Annotated in this window: 17 protein-coding genes; 10 read left to right on the forward strand and 7 right to left on the reverse strand. The window is 44.0% G+C overall.

Annotated features, from left to right (window positions below; translation table 11 throughout):
* Positions 1-116 precede the first annotated feature (116 nt).
* Entirely contained in the window at positions 117-563 is a 447-nt protein-coding gene (locus OCU90_RS06045; RefSeq protein WP_004734625.1) for an META domain-containing protein, read from the reverse strand.
* 187 nt (positions 564-750) lie between these two features.
* On the opposite strand from OCU90_RS06045, the gene OCU90_RS06050 reads away from it, so the two are divergent.
* The gene (locus OCU90_RS06050) at positions 751-1,014 is read left to right on the forward strand and encodes a DUF1289 domain-containing protein (protein ID WP_017079017.1); all 264 of its coding nucleotides are present in this window, start codon (positions 751-753) and stop codon (positions 1,012-1,014) included.
* A 109-nt stretch (positions 1,015-1,123) separates the two neighbouring features.
* Positions 1,124-1,291: a hypothetical protein gene (locus OCU90_RS06055; RefSeq protein WP_017079018.1), complete on the forward strand. Its 168-nt coding sequence runs from the start codon at positions 1,124-1,126 to the stop codon at positions 1,289-1,291.
* Between the two features lie 91 nt (positions 1,292-1,382).
* Here OCU90_RS06055 and OCU90_RS06060 read toward each other — a convergent pair whose 3' ends face one another.
* The 3 genes from OCU90_RS06060 to OCU90_RS06070 all read right to left on the reverse strand — a co-directional run bounded on the left by OCU90_RS06060 (position 1,383) and on the right by OCU90_RS06070 (position 3,555).
* Positions 1,383-1,685 (reverse strand): thiamine-binding protein, encoded by a 303-nt coding sequence (locus OCU90_RS06060; protein ID WP_017065764.1) that lies wholly within the window; start codon positions 1,683-1,685, stop codon positions 1,383-1,385.
* 142 nt (positions 1,686-1,827) lie between these two features.
* The gene (locus OCU90_RS06065) at positions 1,828-2,049 is read right to left on the reverse strand and encodes a hypothetical protein (RefSeq protein WP_004734659.1); all 222 of its coding nucleotides are present in this window, start codon (positions 2,047-2,049) and stop codon (positions 1,828-1,830) included.
* A gap of 267 nt (positions 2,050-2,316) precedes the next feature.
* Positions 2,317-3,555 (reverse strand): DEAD/DEAH box helicase, encoded by a 1,239-nt coding sequence (locus tag OCU90_RS06070; RefSeq protein ID WP_061022612.1) that lies wholly within the window; start codon positions 3,553-3,555, stop codon positions 2,317-2,319.
* 258 nt (positions 3,556-3,813) lie between these two features.
* On the opposite strand from OCU90_RS06070, the gene OCU90_RS06075 reads away from it, so the two are divergent.
* On the forward strand, positions 3,814-4,440 hold the full coding sequence (locus OCU90_RS06075) for a LysE family translocator (protein WP_061022609.1): 627 nt from the start codon (positions 3,814-3,816) through the stop codon (positions 4,438-4,440).
* Between the two features lie 218 nt (positions 4,441-4,658).
* On the forward strand, positions 4,659-5,015 hold the full coding sequence (locus tag OCU90_RS06080) for a hypothetical protein (RefSeq protein ID WP_004734656.1): 357 nt from the start codon (positions 4,659-4,661) through the stop codon (positions 5,013-5,015).
* A gap of 154 nt (positions 5,016-5,169) precedes the next feature.
* Here OCU90_RS06080 and OCU90_RS06085 read toward each other — a convergent pair whose 3' ends face one another.
* A complete protein-coding gene (locus tag OCU90_RS06085) occupies positions 5,170-6,294 on the reverse strand; it encodes a M14 family metallopeptidase (RefSeq protein WP_029406069.1) in 1,125 nt (374 codons plus the stop codon).
* 138 nt (positions 6,295-6,432) lie between these two features.
* The gene (locus OCU90_RS06090; RefSeq protein WP_004734654.1) at positions 6,433-6,708 is read right to left on the reverse strand and encodes a nitrogenase-stabilizing/protective protein NifW; all 276 of its coding nucleotides are present in this window, start codon (positions 6,706-6,708) and stop codon (positions 6,433-6,435) included.
* A 317-nt stretch (positions 6,709-7,025) separates the two neighbouring features.
* Between OCU90_RS06090 and OCU90_RS06095 the strand changes: the two genes are divergently transcribed.
* From OCU90_RS06095 to OCU90_RS06105, 3 genes are all read left to right on the forward strand, one after another.
* The gene (locus OCU90_RS06095) at positions 7,026-8,120 is read left to right on the forward strand and encodes a NapC/NirT family cytochrome c (RefSeq protein WP_061022607.1); all 1,095 of its coding nucleotides are present in this window, start codon (positions 7,026-7,028) and stop codon (positions 8,118-8,120) included.
* 19 nt (positions 8,121-8,139) lie between these two features.
* Positions 8,140-10,587, forward strand: a complete 2,448-nt coding sequence (locus OCU90_RS06100; RefSeq protein WP_029405185.1) for a molybdopterin guanine dinucleotide-containing S/N-oxide reductase — start codon at positions 8,140-8,142, stop codon at positions 10,585-10,587.
* A 145-nt stretch (positions 10,588-10,732) separates the two neighbouring features.
* On the forward strand, positions 10,733-10,945 hold the full coding sequence (locus OCU90_RS06105; RefSeq protein WP_017093192.1) for a TIGR02450 family Trp-rich protein: 213 nt from the start codon (positions 10,733-10,735) through the stop codon (positions 10,943-10,945).
* A gap of 40 nt (positions 10,946-10,985) precedes the next feature.
* On the opposite strand, the gene OCU90_RS06110 is transcribed toward OCU90_RS06105, so the two are convergent.
* Positions 10,986-11,723, reverse strand: a complete 738-nt coding sequence (locus OCU90_RS06110) for an HAD-IIB family hydrolase (RefSeq protein WP_029405186.1) — start codon at positions 11,721-11,723, stop codon at positions 10,986-10,988.
* Positions 11,724-12,467: 744 nt separating this feature from the next.
* Between OCU90_RS06110 and proV the strand changes: the two genes are divergently transcribed.
* The 3 genes from proV to proX are packed head-to-tail and all read left to right on the forward strand — an operon-like array spanning position 12,468 to position 15,753.
* Positions 12,468-13,655: a glycine betaine/L-proline ABC transporter ATP-binding protein ProV gene (gene proV, locus OCU90_RS06115; RefSeq protein WP_017086175.1), complete on the forward strand. Its 1,188-nt coding sequence runs from the start codon at positions 12,468-12,470 to the stop codon at positions 13,653-13,655.
* Positions 13,656-13,658: 3 nt separating this feature from the next.
* Positions 13,659-14,753, forward strand: coding sequence for a glycine betaine/L-proline ABC transporter permease ProW (proW, locus tag OCU90_RS06120; RefSeq protein WP_004734649.1), 1,095 nt, complete (start codon positions 13,659-13,661; stop codon positions 14,751-14,753).
* The gene (gene proX / locus OCU90_RS06125) at positions 14,746-15,753 is read left to right on the forward strand and encodes a glycine betaine/L-proline ABC transporter substrate-binding protein ProX (RefSeq protein ID WP_017090099.1); all 1,008 of its coding nucleotides are present in this window, start codon (positions 14,746-14,748) and stop codon (positions 15,751-15,753) included. Before proW ends, proX begins: the two co-directional genes overlap by 8 nt.
* The last annotated feature ends 85 nt before the right edge of the window (positions 15,754-15,838 follow it).

Genomic DNA, 15,838 nt, shown 5'->3' on the forward strand with positions numbered 1-15,838 from the left:
AGGTTGGTACGAAAAGTAGGCGATGAGTGTTAATTTTGAAGGTGTTGTGAGGGTAAGCAGGCAATAAAAAAAGAGCCATGAAGGCTCCTTTAATCAATATCTATTTCGAGAACGGATTAGTTTACCCAATCACGAATTGTGTACGTTAGCGTGTGTACATCGTTTTTCAGTACTAGCGTATCGTTTGTTAGGGTTACGTCGCTCCACTCGCTTAGAGTAGCTGAAACCGACTGTTCGATTTCCATTGCTGAACCGTGACACATTTTCATTGTCATGCCCATTTGCTTGATACGGAATTGACCGTCTTTCAGCTCGCCTTGACCGAAGAAGTTGTTACAACCAGCCATGCCGTTTGCAGTCATCTTTTCGCCGATCTCTAGACGAGGAGCTGCTTGGTCTTCGCTTTTCACAATGTCCTTGCCATCAATTTGCGCAAGTTCCCAGTTATGGTGCTGTAGATCGGTTGGTGTTACTTGCATCGCGTTGTCACCTGTTGTTGTGCATGCTGCTAGCATCATAGGTAAAGCGGCTACTGCTAGTAATTTTTTTGAACTAAACTTCATATTATAAGGCTCCAAAGGAAAGAACGAAGTTACCGAATAAGTGTAACTTGATGGGTTCAAAGTATAGTTTACAAAACACTATATGTGTCAGTATAAGGTCATAGTTTAGTATGAATTTCACGAGCTGGGCGACAAATTAATCGCTTATTTTTTAATTAGTAAGCTCGATTTTGATGTGTAAGGAGGCATGGTGGAGCAGTTAGAGTTTTTCCAGGTTCCAAGCCCTTGCGTTGGGGTTTGCTCAAGCGATGATAAAGGCTATTGCAATGGTTGTATGCGCAAGAGAGAAGAGCGCTTTAATTGGATGTCGATGACTCCGTCAGAACAATTGCACGTGATTAAGCTTTGTCGTCAGCGCTATCGGAGAAAGATAATGAAGCAAAAAAACTTGGTTGGTAAGTCGGTCGACGAAGAGGGAAATACAAGTCCCCAAAGAGATCTTTTCGGTTAAAGAGGAAGTATCAAGATTTTATTTAACTCCGAAGTAACTATTACTTTACATAATGGTTGGGGTGTAATATTAAGGTAGGTACCTTTGTACCAGAAGGAGTGATGTCGGTATGAATAAAAAGAACGTAAAACTCAAAAAAGAACCGGTTAAAGCGCTGGATCGAAAAAATATTGGGGCGAAAAATGACCCTGAAGAGAGCCCGCGTGATTGGCATTCGATGTCAGAAGAAGAACGAATGGAAATCCTTTCTCACCTTTCAGACATGCCTTTTCAATAACATCACTGGTTCTTCAGAGTCTTTCTTAAAGCCCTGTTTTCTTAAATAAACAGCTTTCTGAAATAAACAGCTTTCTGAAATAAACATATTGCTAAACAAACATGTGATTCGCTTTCGTTACACCACGATGGTATGTACAAAATGTATCATCGGCCTCGGTGGTTTTACTATGAATCTTAATGTTGGTTATCACTTCTACAGCCCCTGCATCGTAACAAGCTTGCTCTGCCTTTTTAACGATATCGAGTAATTGATTGAGCTCACCTTTCATTGTGGTTTCCATCGCACCAACTTGGAAAGGCACATCGGCTGCTTTCACAACTTCAATGGCTTTATCAACTACTTCGAAGTTGTTGCCTTCTTTGACGCGAGGGATCACTTGGAAGGCAACCATCACTTCTTTTTCTCTTTTTAACTCAGACACTTTCTGCTTACTCAATGATAGGGATTTGTTGCAGATGATAGGTTAATGCGGAGATAAATTCTACAGCGGTTACGCTGCTTTATTTATGACACGAGTGACTGGAGATATCGGACTACTTGCTACCCCAGTGGTCGCTAACCCAACCACCAATATGCTCATCAAAATGACTACCACTGAACCTCTGGTTGCGTTCGACCGAGGTATCACAGTCGTCTTTGTTGTCGATTAGGTTTTGTATGTAGTTTGCCATTGGGTCATTGGAACTCTGACGATCTCGGCGAGTAGCCACTTCCTTAATCAGTTGTAATCGATATGTAGAGCTTGCACGTTTCATTTCAATGACCTCCCGGTTTTTAGACACTAATAGAAAAATTTAGTTGCCAGATATAGGGGCGTCAACGTGATCAGAAAGTATTTTTTTTGAGCAACCAAGAATCAATACCTTGGCATCATAATTCACAAAAGTGTCATTTAAATTGGCATTTTGTCTGAGTCGATAGGTTGTGATTTTACATCTGATTGCATATAAAAAGCCCAGTACAAACTGGGCTAATCGATTTTCTATGGTTATTTTGAAGAGCTGGCTATTTTGAAGAACTGGCTATTTCGAAGAACTTGGCTTGCTCTTAAATTGCTTAGCACTTTTCTTCTTTGCGGTTCTTCGGTTAGCCATTTTGTCTTTAGGTGGACGTTTGCGAGCTGTGGCTTCAGATGCAGGTTTGTCTGTAACAGGGAAACCTTCTAATGCTTGTAGCACAAGAGGCTTATTGGTCAGAGTACGAATCGCATTCAAGTAATCAGTTTCGCTGTGACTAACCAGAGAGATAGCGCAACCAGTGCTTCCTGCTCTTGCTGTGCGACCAACTCGGTGTACGTAAGTTGCGGAGTGTGTCGGCAAATCAAAATTAATCACGACAGGCAGCTGATCAATATGGATGCCGCGAGCCATCACATCAGTCGCGATAAGCACACGGGTCTCGCCATTTTTGAAACTCTCTAATGCTTGCTCTCGTTCTTCTTGGCTCTTATTTCCGTGTAACGCACTCACATTGATTTTGGATTTATTCAATCGCTTGGTTAATGCGTCGGCATTGTCTTTCGCACCAATGAACACCAATACTTGCGGCCATGGGCTCTGATGAAGTAGGGCGATAAGCGCTTGAGCCTTACTGCCTTTGTTCACTAAATACAGAGTTTCTTCAATAGTCGCGACCACGCTGTTTTCTTGGTGTGTCGTGACTTTAACTGGGTTTGAAAGAAGCAGCTCAGCCTGACTAACCAACTCTGGCGGAAGTGTCGCAGAGAACAATAGTGACTGACGTTTGCTCGGTAGTGCTGCAGTAATCGCTTGAATATCGGGCCAAAAACCCATGTCGATCAGGCGGTCGGCTTCATCAAGAACCAATGATACGCACTGAGTTACATCCAGTTCGCTACTTTTGATTAAAGCAAGTAGACGCCCCGGAGTAGCGATTGCTAATTGCGGTTGGGTTAGTAATTGTTGCTGCTGATCATCAGTATTCACGCCACCGGTTAAGGTTACGAATTTGATATCGAGCGCTGTCGCGACCGGCTCTAAAGATTCAGTCACTTGAGACGCGAGTTCACGTGTCGGGACGATGATAAGCGCTTGCAGTCCATTCACATCATGGTTGATGTTGTTCAGCAAGGGTAAGCCGAACGCCAATGTTTTTCCGCTACCCGTTTGAGCCAACGCAAGTACGTCTTTACCCGCAATAATTGATGGAATTACTGCTTGTTGTATCTCAGTCGGTTTGTCGAATTGAGAAGGGATCGCTGTGACGGTTTTTGCGTTAAGGGTGAGGTTATCAAATGACATAAATGAACCAAGTATCAAAATGGAGGTGGAGTCTAACAGGGCTATAAATGTTAGAGAATGAGTTTTGCTGCGTTACAGGATAAACGGGTGAATTATACACGTTAAATTTAAGCGTTATCCATACAACTGAACTAAGGCAAGCGAGCTAAGCCAAGCTAATTATACGTTGGGCATATTGTAATGGTATTGAATGGACGTACAATACCCGCCCTAAAACGATCAAGTATGATTAGGAAGCTTTAAGGAAATGAGAGCGAAATGAGTTGGGAAAGTATCTGGCTGTTTATTGTCATTGTGTTTTTTATTGCCATCATTCCAGGCCCAAATGCTCTGTTGGTATTGAGCACGGCTTTAACTCAAAGAAAGTTGTTTGCGTTTATTAACGTGTTGGGTGTGTCATGCGGGTTCTTGTTTCATGCGTTTGTTTCTGCGAATGGCATGAGCTTACTGTTATCTCAGACTCCAATGGCCTTTGAGGGATTGAAGTGGGCGGGTGTCTTGTACTTAGTCTGGCTTGGTTATAATCACTTTCGAGCGGCACTGCGAGCTCAAGAGGGCGTGCTTGCTATAGTGAGTGCATCGAGTAGTAAGCTTTATAACCAGTTTTTCAAAGGACTCCTCACTAATCTACTGAACCCTAAAATCGTTCTGTTCTACCTTTCGATATTCCCTCAGTTTGTTTCTAAGGATCACATTGTGTCCGACAGTTTAATGTTGGGCGCGATACAGGCGACAGTGGTTGCTACCTGGTTTTTGGTTGTCATTTTGATGGCTGATACGTTTAAGAGATTATTGACGAAAAAGCGCACGTCTCAATGGATGAATATTGTGTGCGGGTTGTTGTTTGTTGGCTTCAGTATTCAGTTGGCGCTGTTTCAGCTTTAGGGGTCATAGCTAACAATCGAACCCCTAGCATATACGACTCATATCTCACTTTTTACTGAATGCTCAGCAATCCTTGTTTCTGTGCATAAATCTCTAAAGCATTAGCTCGTAAAGTCGATATAATGGTCAGCTATCAATTCGGTGAATGTGTTCGTTCGAAATCCAATTGAAGCTAAAGGCTATTGCTTTACCGAATAAACAGAGACAGGGAGTCACAGATGAGTGAAGAGTTATTCACCCAGAAACGCAAATATTACCGCTTGAAGTACCCAAAAAAGGCACGTCCAGTGATGCGAATTAAGGATGAGCTTTTTCATGTGAGTGAAGTGTCTGAAAAGGGTGTGCGCTTGATGATGCGTAACATCATTCCTGTTTATCGAGGCTTCTCAATGGCGGGCAGTTTAAGACTGCACGATAACAACACCATTGATATTAGTGGTGCAGTGCTGCGACAAGAAGGCGATGAAGTGATCGTTCAGTTGTTAGAAGGACCAAGCTTCAAAGATATGGTGTCAGAACAAAGACACATTAGACAAAGATACCCAGTATTTTTTGCTAGCCTCAGAGTGGCATAAAAAGCTTTTAAAGTTAGATGCCTTAAAGCCCAAGTCATTCATTCAGATCCGATATTAAAAAGCCCAGCACTTTCACAAGTGCTGGGCTTTGCTATATATGCAACAAACTAACTATACGGACAAACTAAAGCGCTTAGCCTGTCTATGGTTCGTTTTATAGCTCGTCTACTGTTGCCCAAACCGCTGCTAGCATGTCGTGACCAAATGCAACACTGCGCTCTGGAGACCAGCCGTAAAGTTCGTCAGCGTGGCTGATGTGATCTTTAAACGGCATCTCGACAGTGTAAGCTAGACATTTGAACTGCTCACCGATCCAATTTGTGCCGACGGTCATATTTGCTTTGCCCGGTTCGTCTTTATCGTAACCAAATTCATCTTGGAATTCTGGCGTGATAGTCAGAAGCGCTTGCTTGAAGTGATTCTCCAGTTTTGCAATGCGCTCGTTGTATGAAGGTGTGCCTTCGCTACCTGCAACAAAGTTATATGGAATCGCTTCATCACCGTGAATGTCTAGGCACAGATCAACGCCGGTTTCTAGCATGCGCTCGCGCACAAGGAAAACTTCAGGGCTGCGTTCTAGAGAAGGTGATTGCCATTCGCGGTTAAGGTTTACACCAATCGCATTAGTGCGCAGGTGACCACGGATACTGCCATCTGGGTTCATGTTCGGTACAACACGGAAAACAACACTATCTAGAAGAGAGCGGCCGACCGTATCTGTTTCATCAAGCAGGCGTTGCAGCAGACCTTCGATTAGCCATTCAGCCATAGTCTCGCCTGGGTGTTGGCGACCAATAACCCAGATGTTTTTCTTCTCTTCACTTGGCTCACCGATAGTTAGCAAGGTGATGTCGTTGTTATCTAGCGTGTGACCCAGAGTTTCAAGCTTACATGCTGGGTGCGTTTGAGCACTGTGCAGAAGATCTTGGTGACGATCGTATGAGTATGGCGCGAAGTACGCGAAGTACATTGAATCGTGTTCAGGGATGATATCAAAGTTTAATGTATCGCCATCGAACTGAGATGGAATACGGAACCACTCTTCACGGTCATAAGATGCTACAACATCATAATCTTTCCACCCATCAGGGTAAGCAGATGTTGCCAATTGGCCGATTTCAAAGTGGTGAGCTTGTTGAGCTTCACTTTCTAAACGGAAATGAAACCATTGAGAGATTTCAGTCTGGTTGTCTGCTGGGATAGTCAATTGAATGTTTTGTGGTGAATCTGCTGAAACGACGTGAATGTTGCCGCTTTCGAAATTGCTGAAAATTTTCATTGTAGTTTTTATCTCGTAGTTGAGTTGCCGTAAGACTAGCACACTTTTTTTCGAGCAAACCACTAACTAAATCGTAATGAGATGTTATTTCAATTCTCTATTTTTTGTTATCTACGTTTTAAGCTTTCTGATTTTGAACTAGCGGCGCTGGCAAGTCGTACAGCCACGACAGGCTGATCGTGTGTAGCGATCCAGTTTACTGCGTTGAACCTTACAGTACGCGTTTTTCAGTGCTCTTCTTCCAGAAAACCAATCATCGGGTTTCGAGAGGATCAGATAACCATTAAAGCGCTTCACGAGCTCTATTCTATTTTGGTCGATAAACTTGCTATCAAAGCCAATTTCAAAGTAATCAAGCGCTTGTTCTATGGCGGTGAAACTCGCTATTTTTTGCTGGAATTCTGTTTGGTTCATGTCTATTTCAGTACCGTAAATTTGCAAATATTGTATATGTGTTCGCTACTCCTTATCTTGATTCTAGTACGCTTTTTAATGGGGAAGTACGCCGTTATTTTCAGGTGGATTTTATAAATCAACGCGCCCTTATTTGTTTTGTGAATATAAAACCAAATGGTTGCGCAGTCATGGTTATAAGTGATTTGTATTTAGGTCTCATTGCTCACTTTCTTTATTGTCAATAAAGACAATTTATGACGTGAATCAATAGTGACTAACCCTAAAGTATTATTCTGATCGCAATTGTTACTAATTGTTGAAGATGATTTCTAAATATGTCTATTAAAAAACGATATATCGCTCTTATTGCCGCTGTTGGTATAGGTATTGGCTGGTTAACGCTGGGCGGTACTGCAGCCGTTATGCACTACACATCGAGTACTGAGTTCTGTACTTCTTGCCACACTATGCAAATTCCGTATGAAGAATATGAAGGTTCAATCCACTTCAGCAATGCAAAAGGCATTCGAGCTGAGTGTTCTGACTGTCATATTCCTTCCGATCCAATTGACTACGTAATCACCAAGATTCGTGCGTCTAAAGATATTTATCATGAGTTTGTGACTGGCAAGATTGATACCGAAGACAAGTATGAAGAACACCGTATGGCAATGGCAGAAACCGTGTGGGCGCAACTGCGTGAAAGCGATTCAGCCACGTGTCGTTCTTGTCATACTTTCGATGCGATGGACAGTTACGAGCAATCTGAAGATGCAGCAAAAATGCATGAGTACGGACAAGAGAATAATCAGACTTGTATCGACTGTCACAAAGGTGTTGCTCACTTTGCTCCTGAGCCAGAAATGGACAGCGAAGCCTTTGATAATTTGATGGCATTCACCGAAAAAACAGACCCGAATGCGAAAGTCGTTTACTCAGCAGAAACCATCAGTATTGGTGACCTTGGCACTATCAATCCAACGGCACGCCTAGATGTGAAAAGTGTTGAAGGTACTGAGCGCACAATCGAGTTGCATGCTTACCAGATGAAGGGTGCAGAACAGGTGCTTTACTACGGCGAAGGTCAACGTTCAATCGTTGCGATGCTGACAGACCAAGGGCAACAGAACCTTGAAGTTGGTGATTTTAAAATGGATGCGTACGGCAATGAATGGCGAACGGCGGTGCTAACCGCGAACGTTGATGCGCCTGTACTGGATTCACTCGAGCCAATCTGGGATTACGCTGAAGAACTCGACAATGTTTACTGCTCAACGTGTCACGCAAAAATTGGTGCAAACCACTTCACGGTGAACGCTTGGGGTCCTGTTGCTAAAGGCATGGGCGAACGTACTGATATTTCAGACCAAGATCTAGAACTGCTTACTAAATTCTTCCAGAACCACGCGAAAGATGTGGTTGGCCACTAAGAAACAAAGGGAAATAATTATGACAGATATTACTCGTCGCGGGTTCCTCAAAGGAACGAGCATGGCTGCTGGTGCGCTAGCTTTTACATCATTGACGCCAATGACAGCGTCAGCTGCGAACAAGCGTGGTAAAGGTGTATTAACGGCAGGTCGTATGGGACCTATGTTGTGTGAAGTAAAAGATGGCAAATTGGTTTCAACGACTAATGCTCTCGCACAAACAGTCCCAAATAGCTTGCAAACGACTGGTCCTGATCAGGTTCACACCAAAGCTCGTGTCAAATACCCAATGGTACGTAAAGGCTTCCTAGATAATCCATCAGCTCCAACAGGAACTCGCGGTGATGACGAATACGTTCGCGTATCTTGGGAAGAAGCTTACAAGCTTATCCACGAACAGCAAACGCGCATCCGTAAAGAGAACGGTCCTGAATCCGTATTTGCGGGCTCTTACGGTTGGCGTTCAAGTGGCGTACTGCATAAAGCACAAACGTTGCTGCAACGTTACATGAGCTTGGCTGGTGGTTACTCAGGTCACCTTGGTGATTACTCAACAGGTGCTGCGCAGGTCATTATGCCGCACGTAATGGGTTCTATTGAAGTTTATGAGCAACAAACTACTCACCCGGTTGTATTAGAAAGTTCAGACGTTGTTGTGTTGTGGGGTATGAACCCTATGAACACGCTTAAGATTGCTTGGAGTTCTACAGACGGTTCTGGTCTAGAGTTCTTCCACAAGCTTAAGAAGTCCGGTAAAACAATCATCGCAATCGACCCAATGCGCTCAGAAACGATCGATTTCTTTGGTGATGCAATTCAGTGGATTGCACCGCGCCCAATGACTGATGTGGCAATGATGATGGGTATCGCGCACTCTTTGGTCAAGAAAGGTAAGCACGATGTTGAATTCCTAAGCAAATACACCAGCGGTTACGACAAGTTTGAAGCGTACCTGATGGGTAAAGAAGACGGTGTTGAAAAGACACCAGCATGGGCTGAAGAGATCACAGGCGTTCCTGCGAAACAACTTGAGCTACTTGCAGATATCTTCAGTCAGAACCGCACCATGCTTATGGCAGGTTGGGGCATTCAGCGTCAACAATACGGTGAACAACGTCACTGGATGGTGGTCACTCTAGCTGCAATGCTTGGCCAGATTGGTCTTCCAGGTGGTGGTTTCGGTCTTTCTTACCACTACTCGAACGGCGGTAACCCAACTCGTGATGCGGGTGTATTGCCAGCTATCTCAGCTTCAATTGGTGGCGGTTCTTCTGCGGGTAATGACTGGGCTGTCTCAGGAGCGGTGAACGCATTCCCTGTTGCTCGTATTACAGAAGCTCTAGAAAATCCAGGTAAAACATACATGCATAATGGTCATGAACTGACGTTCCCTGACCTGAAAATGATTTGGTGGGCGGGCGGTGGTAACTTTACTCATCACCAAGATACAAACCGCCTGATCAAAGCGTGGCAAAAACCTGAGCTAGTGGTTATTTCTGAGATCTACTGGACAGCCGCTGCCAAGCACGCCGATATTGTGTTGCCAATTACTACGTCATTTGAACGTAATGATATGACGATGACGGGTGACTACAGTAACCAACACCTAGTGCCAATGAAGAAAGCGGTTGAACCTCAAGGTGAAGCGCGTAATGACTTCGATGTATTTGCAGACATGTCTGAGATGATCAAAGCAGGCGGCCGTGATGTCTTCACTGAAGGCAAAGACGAAATGGCATGGTTGAAAGGCTTCTACGATGCGGCACAAAAAGCAGGCAAATCTGCACGTGTTCGTATGCCTAAATTTGGTAAATTCTGGGACGATAACCAGCTTATTGAAATGAAATACAATAAGAAGGCGGCACAGTTTGTTCGTCATGCTGACTTCCGTAAGGATCCAGTGATGAATCCGCTAGGTACGCCAAGTGGTAAGATTGAGATCTTCTCTAAAACCATCGAAGGCTACAAGCTTGATGATTGTCCCCCACATCCAACATGGATTGAGCCTACTGAGTTCTTCGGTAAAGCGAAAAGTGATGAACTGCAACTGATGACAGCGCACGCCGCGCACCGTCTACACAGCCAGTTCAACTACGCGAAGATCCGCGAAGAGTATGCGATCGGTAACCGTGAGCCTATCTCAATTAACGTAGAAGACGCGAAAGCACGTAGCATCAAAACGGGTGATCTCGTTCGTGCATACAACGATCGTGGACAAGTACTGGTTGGTGCACTAGTGACTGATGGCATCAAGCAAGGCGCTGTATGTATCCACGAAGGCGGTTGGCCTGATTTAGATAAAGATACAGGTCTATGTAAAAACGGTGGCTGTAACGTGCTTACGTTGGATATCCCGACTTCTCGTTTGGCGAATGGCTGTGCTGCGAACTCTGCGCTTGTGAAGATTGAAAAATACACAGGCCCAGCATTAGAACTGACGGCATTTGATCCACCTAAAAATGGTTAATCTCTAACGAGAGAAATAGCCGACAGAATAGAGCCAGCTTAATCGCTGGCTTTTTTTATGATCTTTTTTGTGCCACAGAGACTATTACTCTGTGTCGAGTCGACAACTCATAATAATCAACGACATCACAGCGAGAGATCAGATCATGAACCGGATCAACCCAAAGAAGTTACTTCGCAGTAAATGGACTGCTGTTAGCCCAGTAAAGAAAGAAAAGCACTTTATGGTCACTGAGGTCGAGTTTGAAGAAGGGGAGGTGATTCGTTGCTTGATAGAAGCAGTGATGACCAAACGAGAGGAAGCCATTAATTGGCGAGATCTAACCGACAAGGAGCATTGGCTTCCAGGTTGGAAGTAAGGACGTGAAGTAACGAGGAGATATCTCAACTCCGCCAGTTCTAACTGCCCGCTACCGTTTGCAATTGCCAGTATTTAAGTCCTTCTAACACACCTTCAGCGTGTGTTGCTCTGCTAGTATACACATTGTCTCGATCAGACAAGTGAGCGACCTCAGGATAATGGTTAGCCACTAATATTGAGTTTACGCCCTTTATTGTCAGCATAGAGGTGTCGTTGGCGGAGTCACCGGCAACGCACACTTCTTCAATGCTCAACTCATGTTGTTTAAGTAGATGATGAATCGCTGTGGCCTTATTGACACCTTTAGGCGTGATATCTAGGTACCAATCGTGAGAGTAGGTGAGGTGTACATCTAATCCGTGCAATTCTAAGCTCGATTCGATCAGTTCATGCTGAGGCTCTGAGAGCTTTCCTTCAAAAGTGATTTTGTAATCACCCTGATGGCTCTCTAAGCGTTCGCCCATGAAATCGAGTGGCGCCAGTGCTGACTCTACCTTTGATTTGTTCCAAGAAGCTTCTAATTGGTTGTGCCAAATATGATCAGGCTTTTGGGAGTGATCGTGATGAATTCTGGTGCCCACATCGCTGATAATACTGTGTGGTTTCGGGTAGTTATCTGATGCCAAGCCCACCCGGATTGAGGGCAGAGTTCTACCCGTCGCGATGATAAAGCGGATATCAGGTTGCTCCGCTAAGTAGTCAAATAACTGATTAATCCCATGAGATGAACCCCCATCAAGCGTACCGTCAAAGTCACACACCAGCATTTTTATCATTCGAGCGCCTTGTCCTTTTCTTTAATAATCGCGGAAAGTATGTCGATTTCTACTATAAATAATGGCTCAGCAATGAGGACTCTACAAGTTGTCTTTCGGCTTAGATAATCGACATTCACTAGTTTGCAGTAAGCATCACACTTGGCGTTATGTTTTGGATATTGAAGATAATTCTATCAATTTGACCAGTGCCAAACTTGGTTTATTCCATCGGCTATTTCTATTTTCATATAGTGGCCTTCTGGCCCTCTATTAGTTTAAATGAGCGGTTGTGAATACCTCTGCGTTCTTGCCGAAGCTATACCGATCTTCTTGTTACATCGATAAAGAAGAAGAGGGGAGGTTTTGCTCTCCGTAAAGCGCAAATGTCCAGTTTTTAGATATCGTTAAACTGCAATAAATAGTTTGTATTCGAATTATTTGTGCACGAAGTATTTACGTTGAATCCTAGTCTGTTTCACCCATTAATTGTTTTAATGTGAAATAAATATTCAATAATCTATCAGTAAGTAATAGATAATCTCGAACGCATTTATATTGGTTTAATATCCTTTATTATCAGTGTTTTGATGGTTTTTTCCTGGATGTTGAAACTTGATTTTGGTTGGAGAAATGGTTGTTTTTGATAAGGGTTACCGAACGCAACCCCTTGATTTACAGCTCTACATTGCTTAGAGTGCTAATCGTTTTTCGAGCTTAAATAACCATTTTTAAGTTAAAATAGCTAAGAAAGGATTAGATTATATGGATCCCATACTGGAAGTTAAGGGACTGTACAAGGTGTTTGGTGAAGACACCGACCGTGCTTTTACAATGATTAATGAAGGCGCGGATAAAGACAAAATTTTCGAAGAAACAGGGTTAACGATCGGTGTTAACGATGTTTCTCTTAGTATCCAAGAAGGCGAGATTTTCGTGATTATGGGATTGTCAGGATCTGGCAAATCAACCCTAGTACGCCTTCTTAACCGCTTAATCGAACCTACCAAAGGTAATGTGCTTCTTCGAGGCAAAGACATTGCCCACATCTCAGAAGATGAACTGCGCGAAGTCCGCCGCAACAACATCTCCATGGTTTTCCAAAATTTCGCACTGATGCCGCATATGACAGTTATCGAAAATGCTGCATTTGGCCTTGAGCTGGCAGGTGTTGAAGTAGATAAACGAAAACAGTCAGCATTTGAAGCGTTAGAGCGCGTAGGCCTTGGCGCATACTCAGAATCGTACCCAGATGAATTGTCTGGCGGTATGAAACAACGTGTTGGTCTAGCGCGAGCCTTGGCATGTGACCCAGATATCCTGTTAATGGACGAAGCGTTCTCGGCACTCGATCCTTTGATTCGTACTGAAATGCAAGATGAACTGATTCGTCTTCAAAATGACGATAAACGAACGATTGTATTCATCTCCCATGATTTGGATGAAGCGATGAGAATCGGTGACCGTATTGCCATTATGCAAAACGGTGAAGTGGTTCAAGTGGGCACACCAGACGAAATTCTTAACAACCCAGCGAACGACTATGTCGAAGCCTTTTTCCGTGGTGTAAATGTCGCAAGCGTACTTACTGTGAAAGACATTGCGCGTAAGAAACCAGCTGCGGTATTTAAAAAGTCAGAACACGACGGTCCAGCTTCCGCTCTGCAAATCCTAATGGATAACGACCGTGAATACGGCATCGTTGTTGAGAAGAGCAGCCTCTACTCCGGCATTGTTTCTATTGACTCTCTTCGCAAAGCTCACAAAGAGAACAAATCATTAGTAAGCGCGCAGCTCGATGATGGATTAACGCTGAACCCTGATTTACCAATCAATGACGTGCTTGGCCTTGTTGGTGGTGTGCCTTACTCAGTTCCTGTTGTGGATGAGCAAGGTAATTACTTTGGCGTGGTAACTAAGTCACGTTTGCTACAAACATTGGATAAGGGGTAGATCATGTCGTCTGAACAAACAAATAATGACCCATGGTCACAGTCTGCTCCTGCCGCTCAGCCATCAAGTGATCCTTGGGGTCAAGCCGCTGACACTTCACCATCGGCAGATTGGCTAAGCAGTGAAACCGTAGAAACCATTCCTTTTGATCCTCTTAATCCTTTTGCAGAGGCAGTTTTGCCTGTTGATACTTGGGTTGAGTCTGGATTGAATTGGCTAGTTGAACACGGACGACCATTGTTTCAAGCAATTCGTGTACCTATCGATTTCATTCTAAGTTCATTTGAAACGGCATTGGTGTCTACGCCAGCCCCATTTATGCTCATCATTTTGTTCTTGGTGGCATGGCAGTTTTCAAACCTGAAATTGGGTGTTGCTACGGCAGTATCTCTTACTATGATTGGTTTGATTGGCGCTTGGTCTGAAGCGATGACCACGCTTTCACTGGTGATGACATCTGTATTCTTCTGCCTATTGATAGGTTTACCTATGGGGATATGGCTCGCCCGAAGTAACACGGCGGCTAAATTCGTTCGCCCAATTCTGGACGCTATGCAAACAACGCCAGCCTTCGTTTACTTAGTACCCATCGTAATGCTGTTTGGTATCGGTAACGTTCCAGGTGTGGTGGTGACCATTATATTCGCACTGCCACCGGTGGTACGTTTAACCATTTTGGGTATTCAGCAAGTACCGGAAGATTTGATCGAAGCGGGTCATTCATTCGGTGCAAGCAAAAAGCAGATGCTTTACCGAATTCAACTGCCACTTGCATTACCAACCATTATGGCGGGCGTAAACCAAACACTGATGTTGTCGCTATCTATGGTGGTTATCGCATCAATGATCGCGGTAGGTGGTTTAGGTCAAATGGTACTGAGAGGTATCGGCCGTCTAGATATGGGACTGGCCGCTGTTGGTGGTCTCGGCATCGTTATTCTAGCAATCCTGCTTGACCGCATTACCCAAGTTCTCGGGGTAAATGCAGGTAATACAAAATTACGCTGGTACCACATGGGCCCTGTTTCTCTTGTGCTCAATGCGATAAATCGCGGTAACAAATCAGAACTACAATTAAGGAAAAACACCAATGAATAATTCATGGAAGAGCAAACTTGCAGTTAGCATCGTTTCTACATTAGCAGTATCAACGAACGTGTGGGCAGCAAGCTTACCGGGTGAAGGTGTATCAGTTCAGCCAGTTCAATCGTCTGTAGCGGAAGAAACATTCCAAACGTTGATTGTTAACCGCGCCCTTGAAGAGCTTGGCTACGACGTGAAATCTACGCAAGAAGTGGACTACAACGTAGGTTACACCTCTATCGCAAAAGGTGACGCGACGTTCCTAACAGTAGGTTGGTTCCCGCTTCATGCTGATAAATACAAAATGTCGGGCGGCGATGACAAATTCTACCGCGAAGGCCAATATGTAAGCGGTGCCGCTCAAGGTTACCTAATTGATAAGAAAACGGCTGAAAAATACAACATCACTAACATTGGTCAACTGACGGATCCGAAAATCGCGAAGCTGTTTGATGCTGACGGTGATGGCAAAGCAGACCTTACAGGCTGTAACCCAGGTTGGGGTTGTGAGATGGTGATTGAACATCAACTTTCAGCGTTCAAACTGGACGATACGGTAACTCACAACCAAGGTAACTACGCTGCAATCATTGCAGATACGATTTCTCGTTACCAAAAGGGTGAATCAATTCTTTACTACACGTGGACACCTTACTGGGTAAGTGGCGTATTGGTGCCTAACGAAGATGTAGTTTGGTTAGAAGTTCCTTTCTCAGCACTTCCTGGCGAGCGTTCGAACGTGGACACGACGTTATCTAACGGCAAAAACTACGGCTTCGAAATGAACTCAATGCGCATTATTGCGAACAAAGAGTTTGCTAAGAACAACCCATCAGCAGCGAAGCTTTTCGAGATCATCAAACTTAACATCAATGATGTAAGTGCTCAGAACATGATGATGAGTAAAGGCAAGAACAGCTCTGCGGATATCGAAGCGCACGTAAATGGTTGGATCAAAGCGAACCAAAGCACGTTCGATGGTTGGATTACAGAAGCGAAGAAAGCAGCACTGTAACGTTGACTTGTATTTGCTCTGTCTTACTAGACATTTTGATTTGAAATGATGAGCGTGTTGAGTGATTGTGTAGAGTCACTGAATC

Source organism: Vibrio splendidus (assembly GCF_024347615.1).
Classification (GTDB): domain Bacteria; phylum Pseudomonadota; class Gammaproteobacteria; order Enterobacterales; family Vibrionaceae; genus Vibrio; species Vibrio splendidus.

Bases quoted from the DNA above. Each gene is read 5' to 3' on its own strand.
- OCU90_RS06045 (WP_004734625.1), bottom strand. From the start codon at position 563: ATGAAGTTTAGTTCAAAAAAATTACTAGCAGTAGCCGCTTTACCTATG.
- OCU90_RS06050 (WP_017079017.1), top strand. From the start codon at position 751: ATGGTGGAGCAGTTAGAGTTTTTCCAGGTTCCAAGCCCTTGCGTTGGG.
- OCU90_RS06055 (WP_017079018.1), top strand. From the start codon at position 1,124: ATGAATAAAAAGAACGTAAAACTCAAAAAAGAACCGGTTAAAGCGCTG.
- OCU90_RS06060 (WP_017065764.1), bottom strand. From the start codon at position 1,685: ATGGTTGCCTTCCAAGTGATCCCTCGCGTCAAAGAAGGCAACAACTTC.
- OCU90_RS06065 (WP_004734659.1), bottom strand. From the start codon at position 2,049: ATGAAACGTGCAAGCTCTACATATCGATTACAACTGATTAAGGAAGTG.
- OCU90_RS06070 (WP_061022612.1), bottom strand. From the start codon at position 3,555: ATGTCATTTGATAACCTCACCCTTAACGCAAAAACCGTCACAGCGATC.
- OCU90_RS06075 (WP_061022609.1), top strand. From the start codon at position 3,814: ATGAGTTGGGAAAGTATCTGGCTGTTTATTGTCATTGTGTTTTTTATT.
- OCU90_RS06080 (WP_004734656.1), top strand. From the start codon at position 4,659: ATGAGTGAAGAGTTATTCACCCAGAAACGCAAATATTACCGCTTGAAG.
- OCU90_RS06085 (WP_029406069.1), bottom strand. From the start codon at position 6,294: ATGAAAATTTTCAGCAATTTCGAAAGCGGCAACATTCACGTCGTTTCA.
- OCU90_RS06090 (WP_004734654.1), bottom strand. From the start codon at position 6,708: ATGAACCAAACAGAATTCCAGCAAAAAATAGCGAGTTTCACCGCCATA.
- OCU90_RS06095 (WP_061022607.1), top strand. From the start codon at position 7,026: ATGTCTATTAAAAAACGATATATCGCTCTTATTGCCGCTGTTGGTATA.
- OCU90_RS06100 (WP_029405185.1), top strand. From the start codon at position 8,140: ATGACAGATATTACTCGTCGCGGGTTCCTCAAAGGAACGAGCATGGCT.
- OCU90_RS06105 (WP_017093192.1), top strand. From the start codon at position 10,733: ATGAACCGGATCAACCCAAAGAAGTTACTTCGCAGTAAATGGACTGCT.
- OCU90_RS06110 (WP_029405186.1), bottom strand. From the start codon at position 11,723: ATGATAAAAATGCTGGTGTGTGACTTTGACGGTACGCTTGATGGGGGT.
- proV (WP_017086175.1), top strand. From the start codon at position 12,468: ATGGATCCCATACTGGAAGTTAAGGGACTGTACAAGGTGTTTGGTGAA.
- proW (WP_004734649.1), top strand. From the start codon at position 13,659: ATGTCGTCTGAACAAACAAATAATGACCCATGGTCACAGTCTGCTCCT.
- proX (WP_017090099.1), top strand. From the start codon at position 14,746: ATGAATAATTCATGGAAGAGCAAACTTGCAGTTAGCATCGTTTCTACA.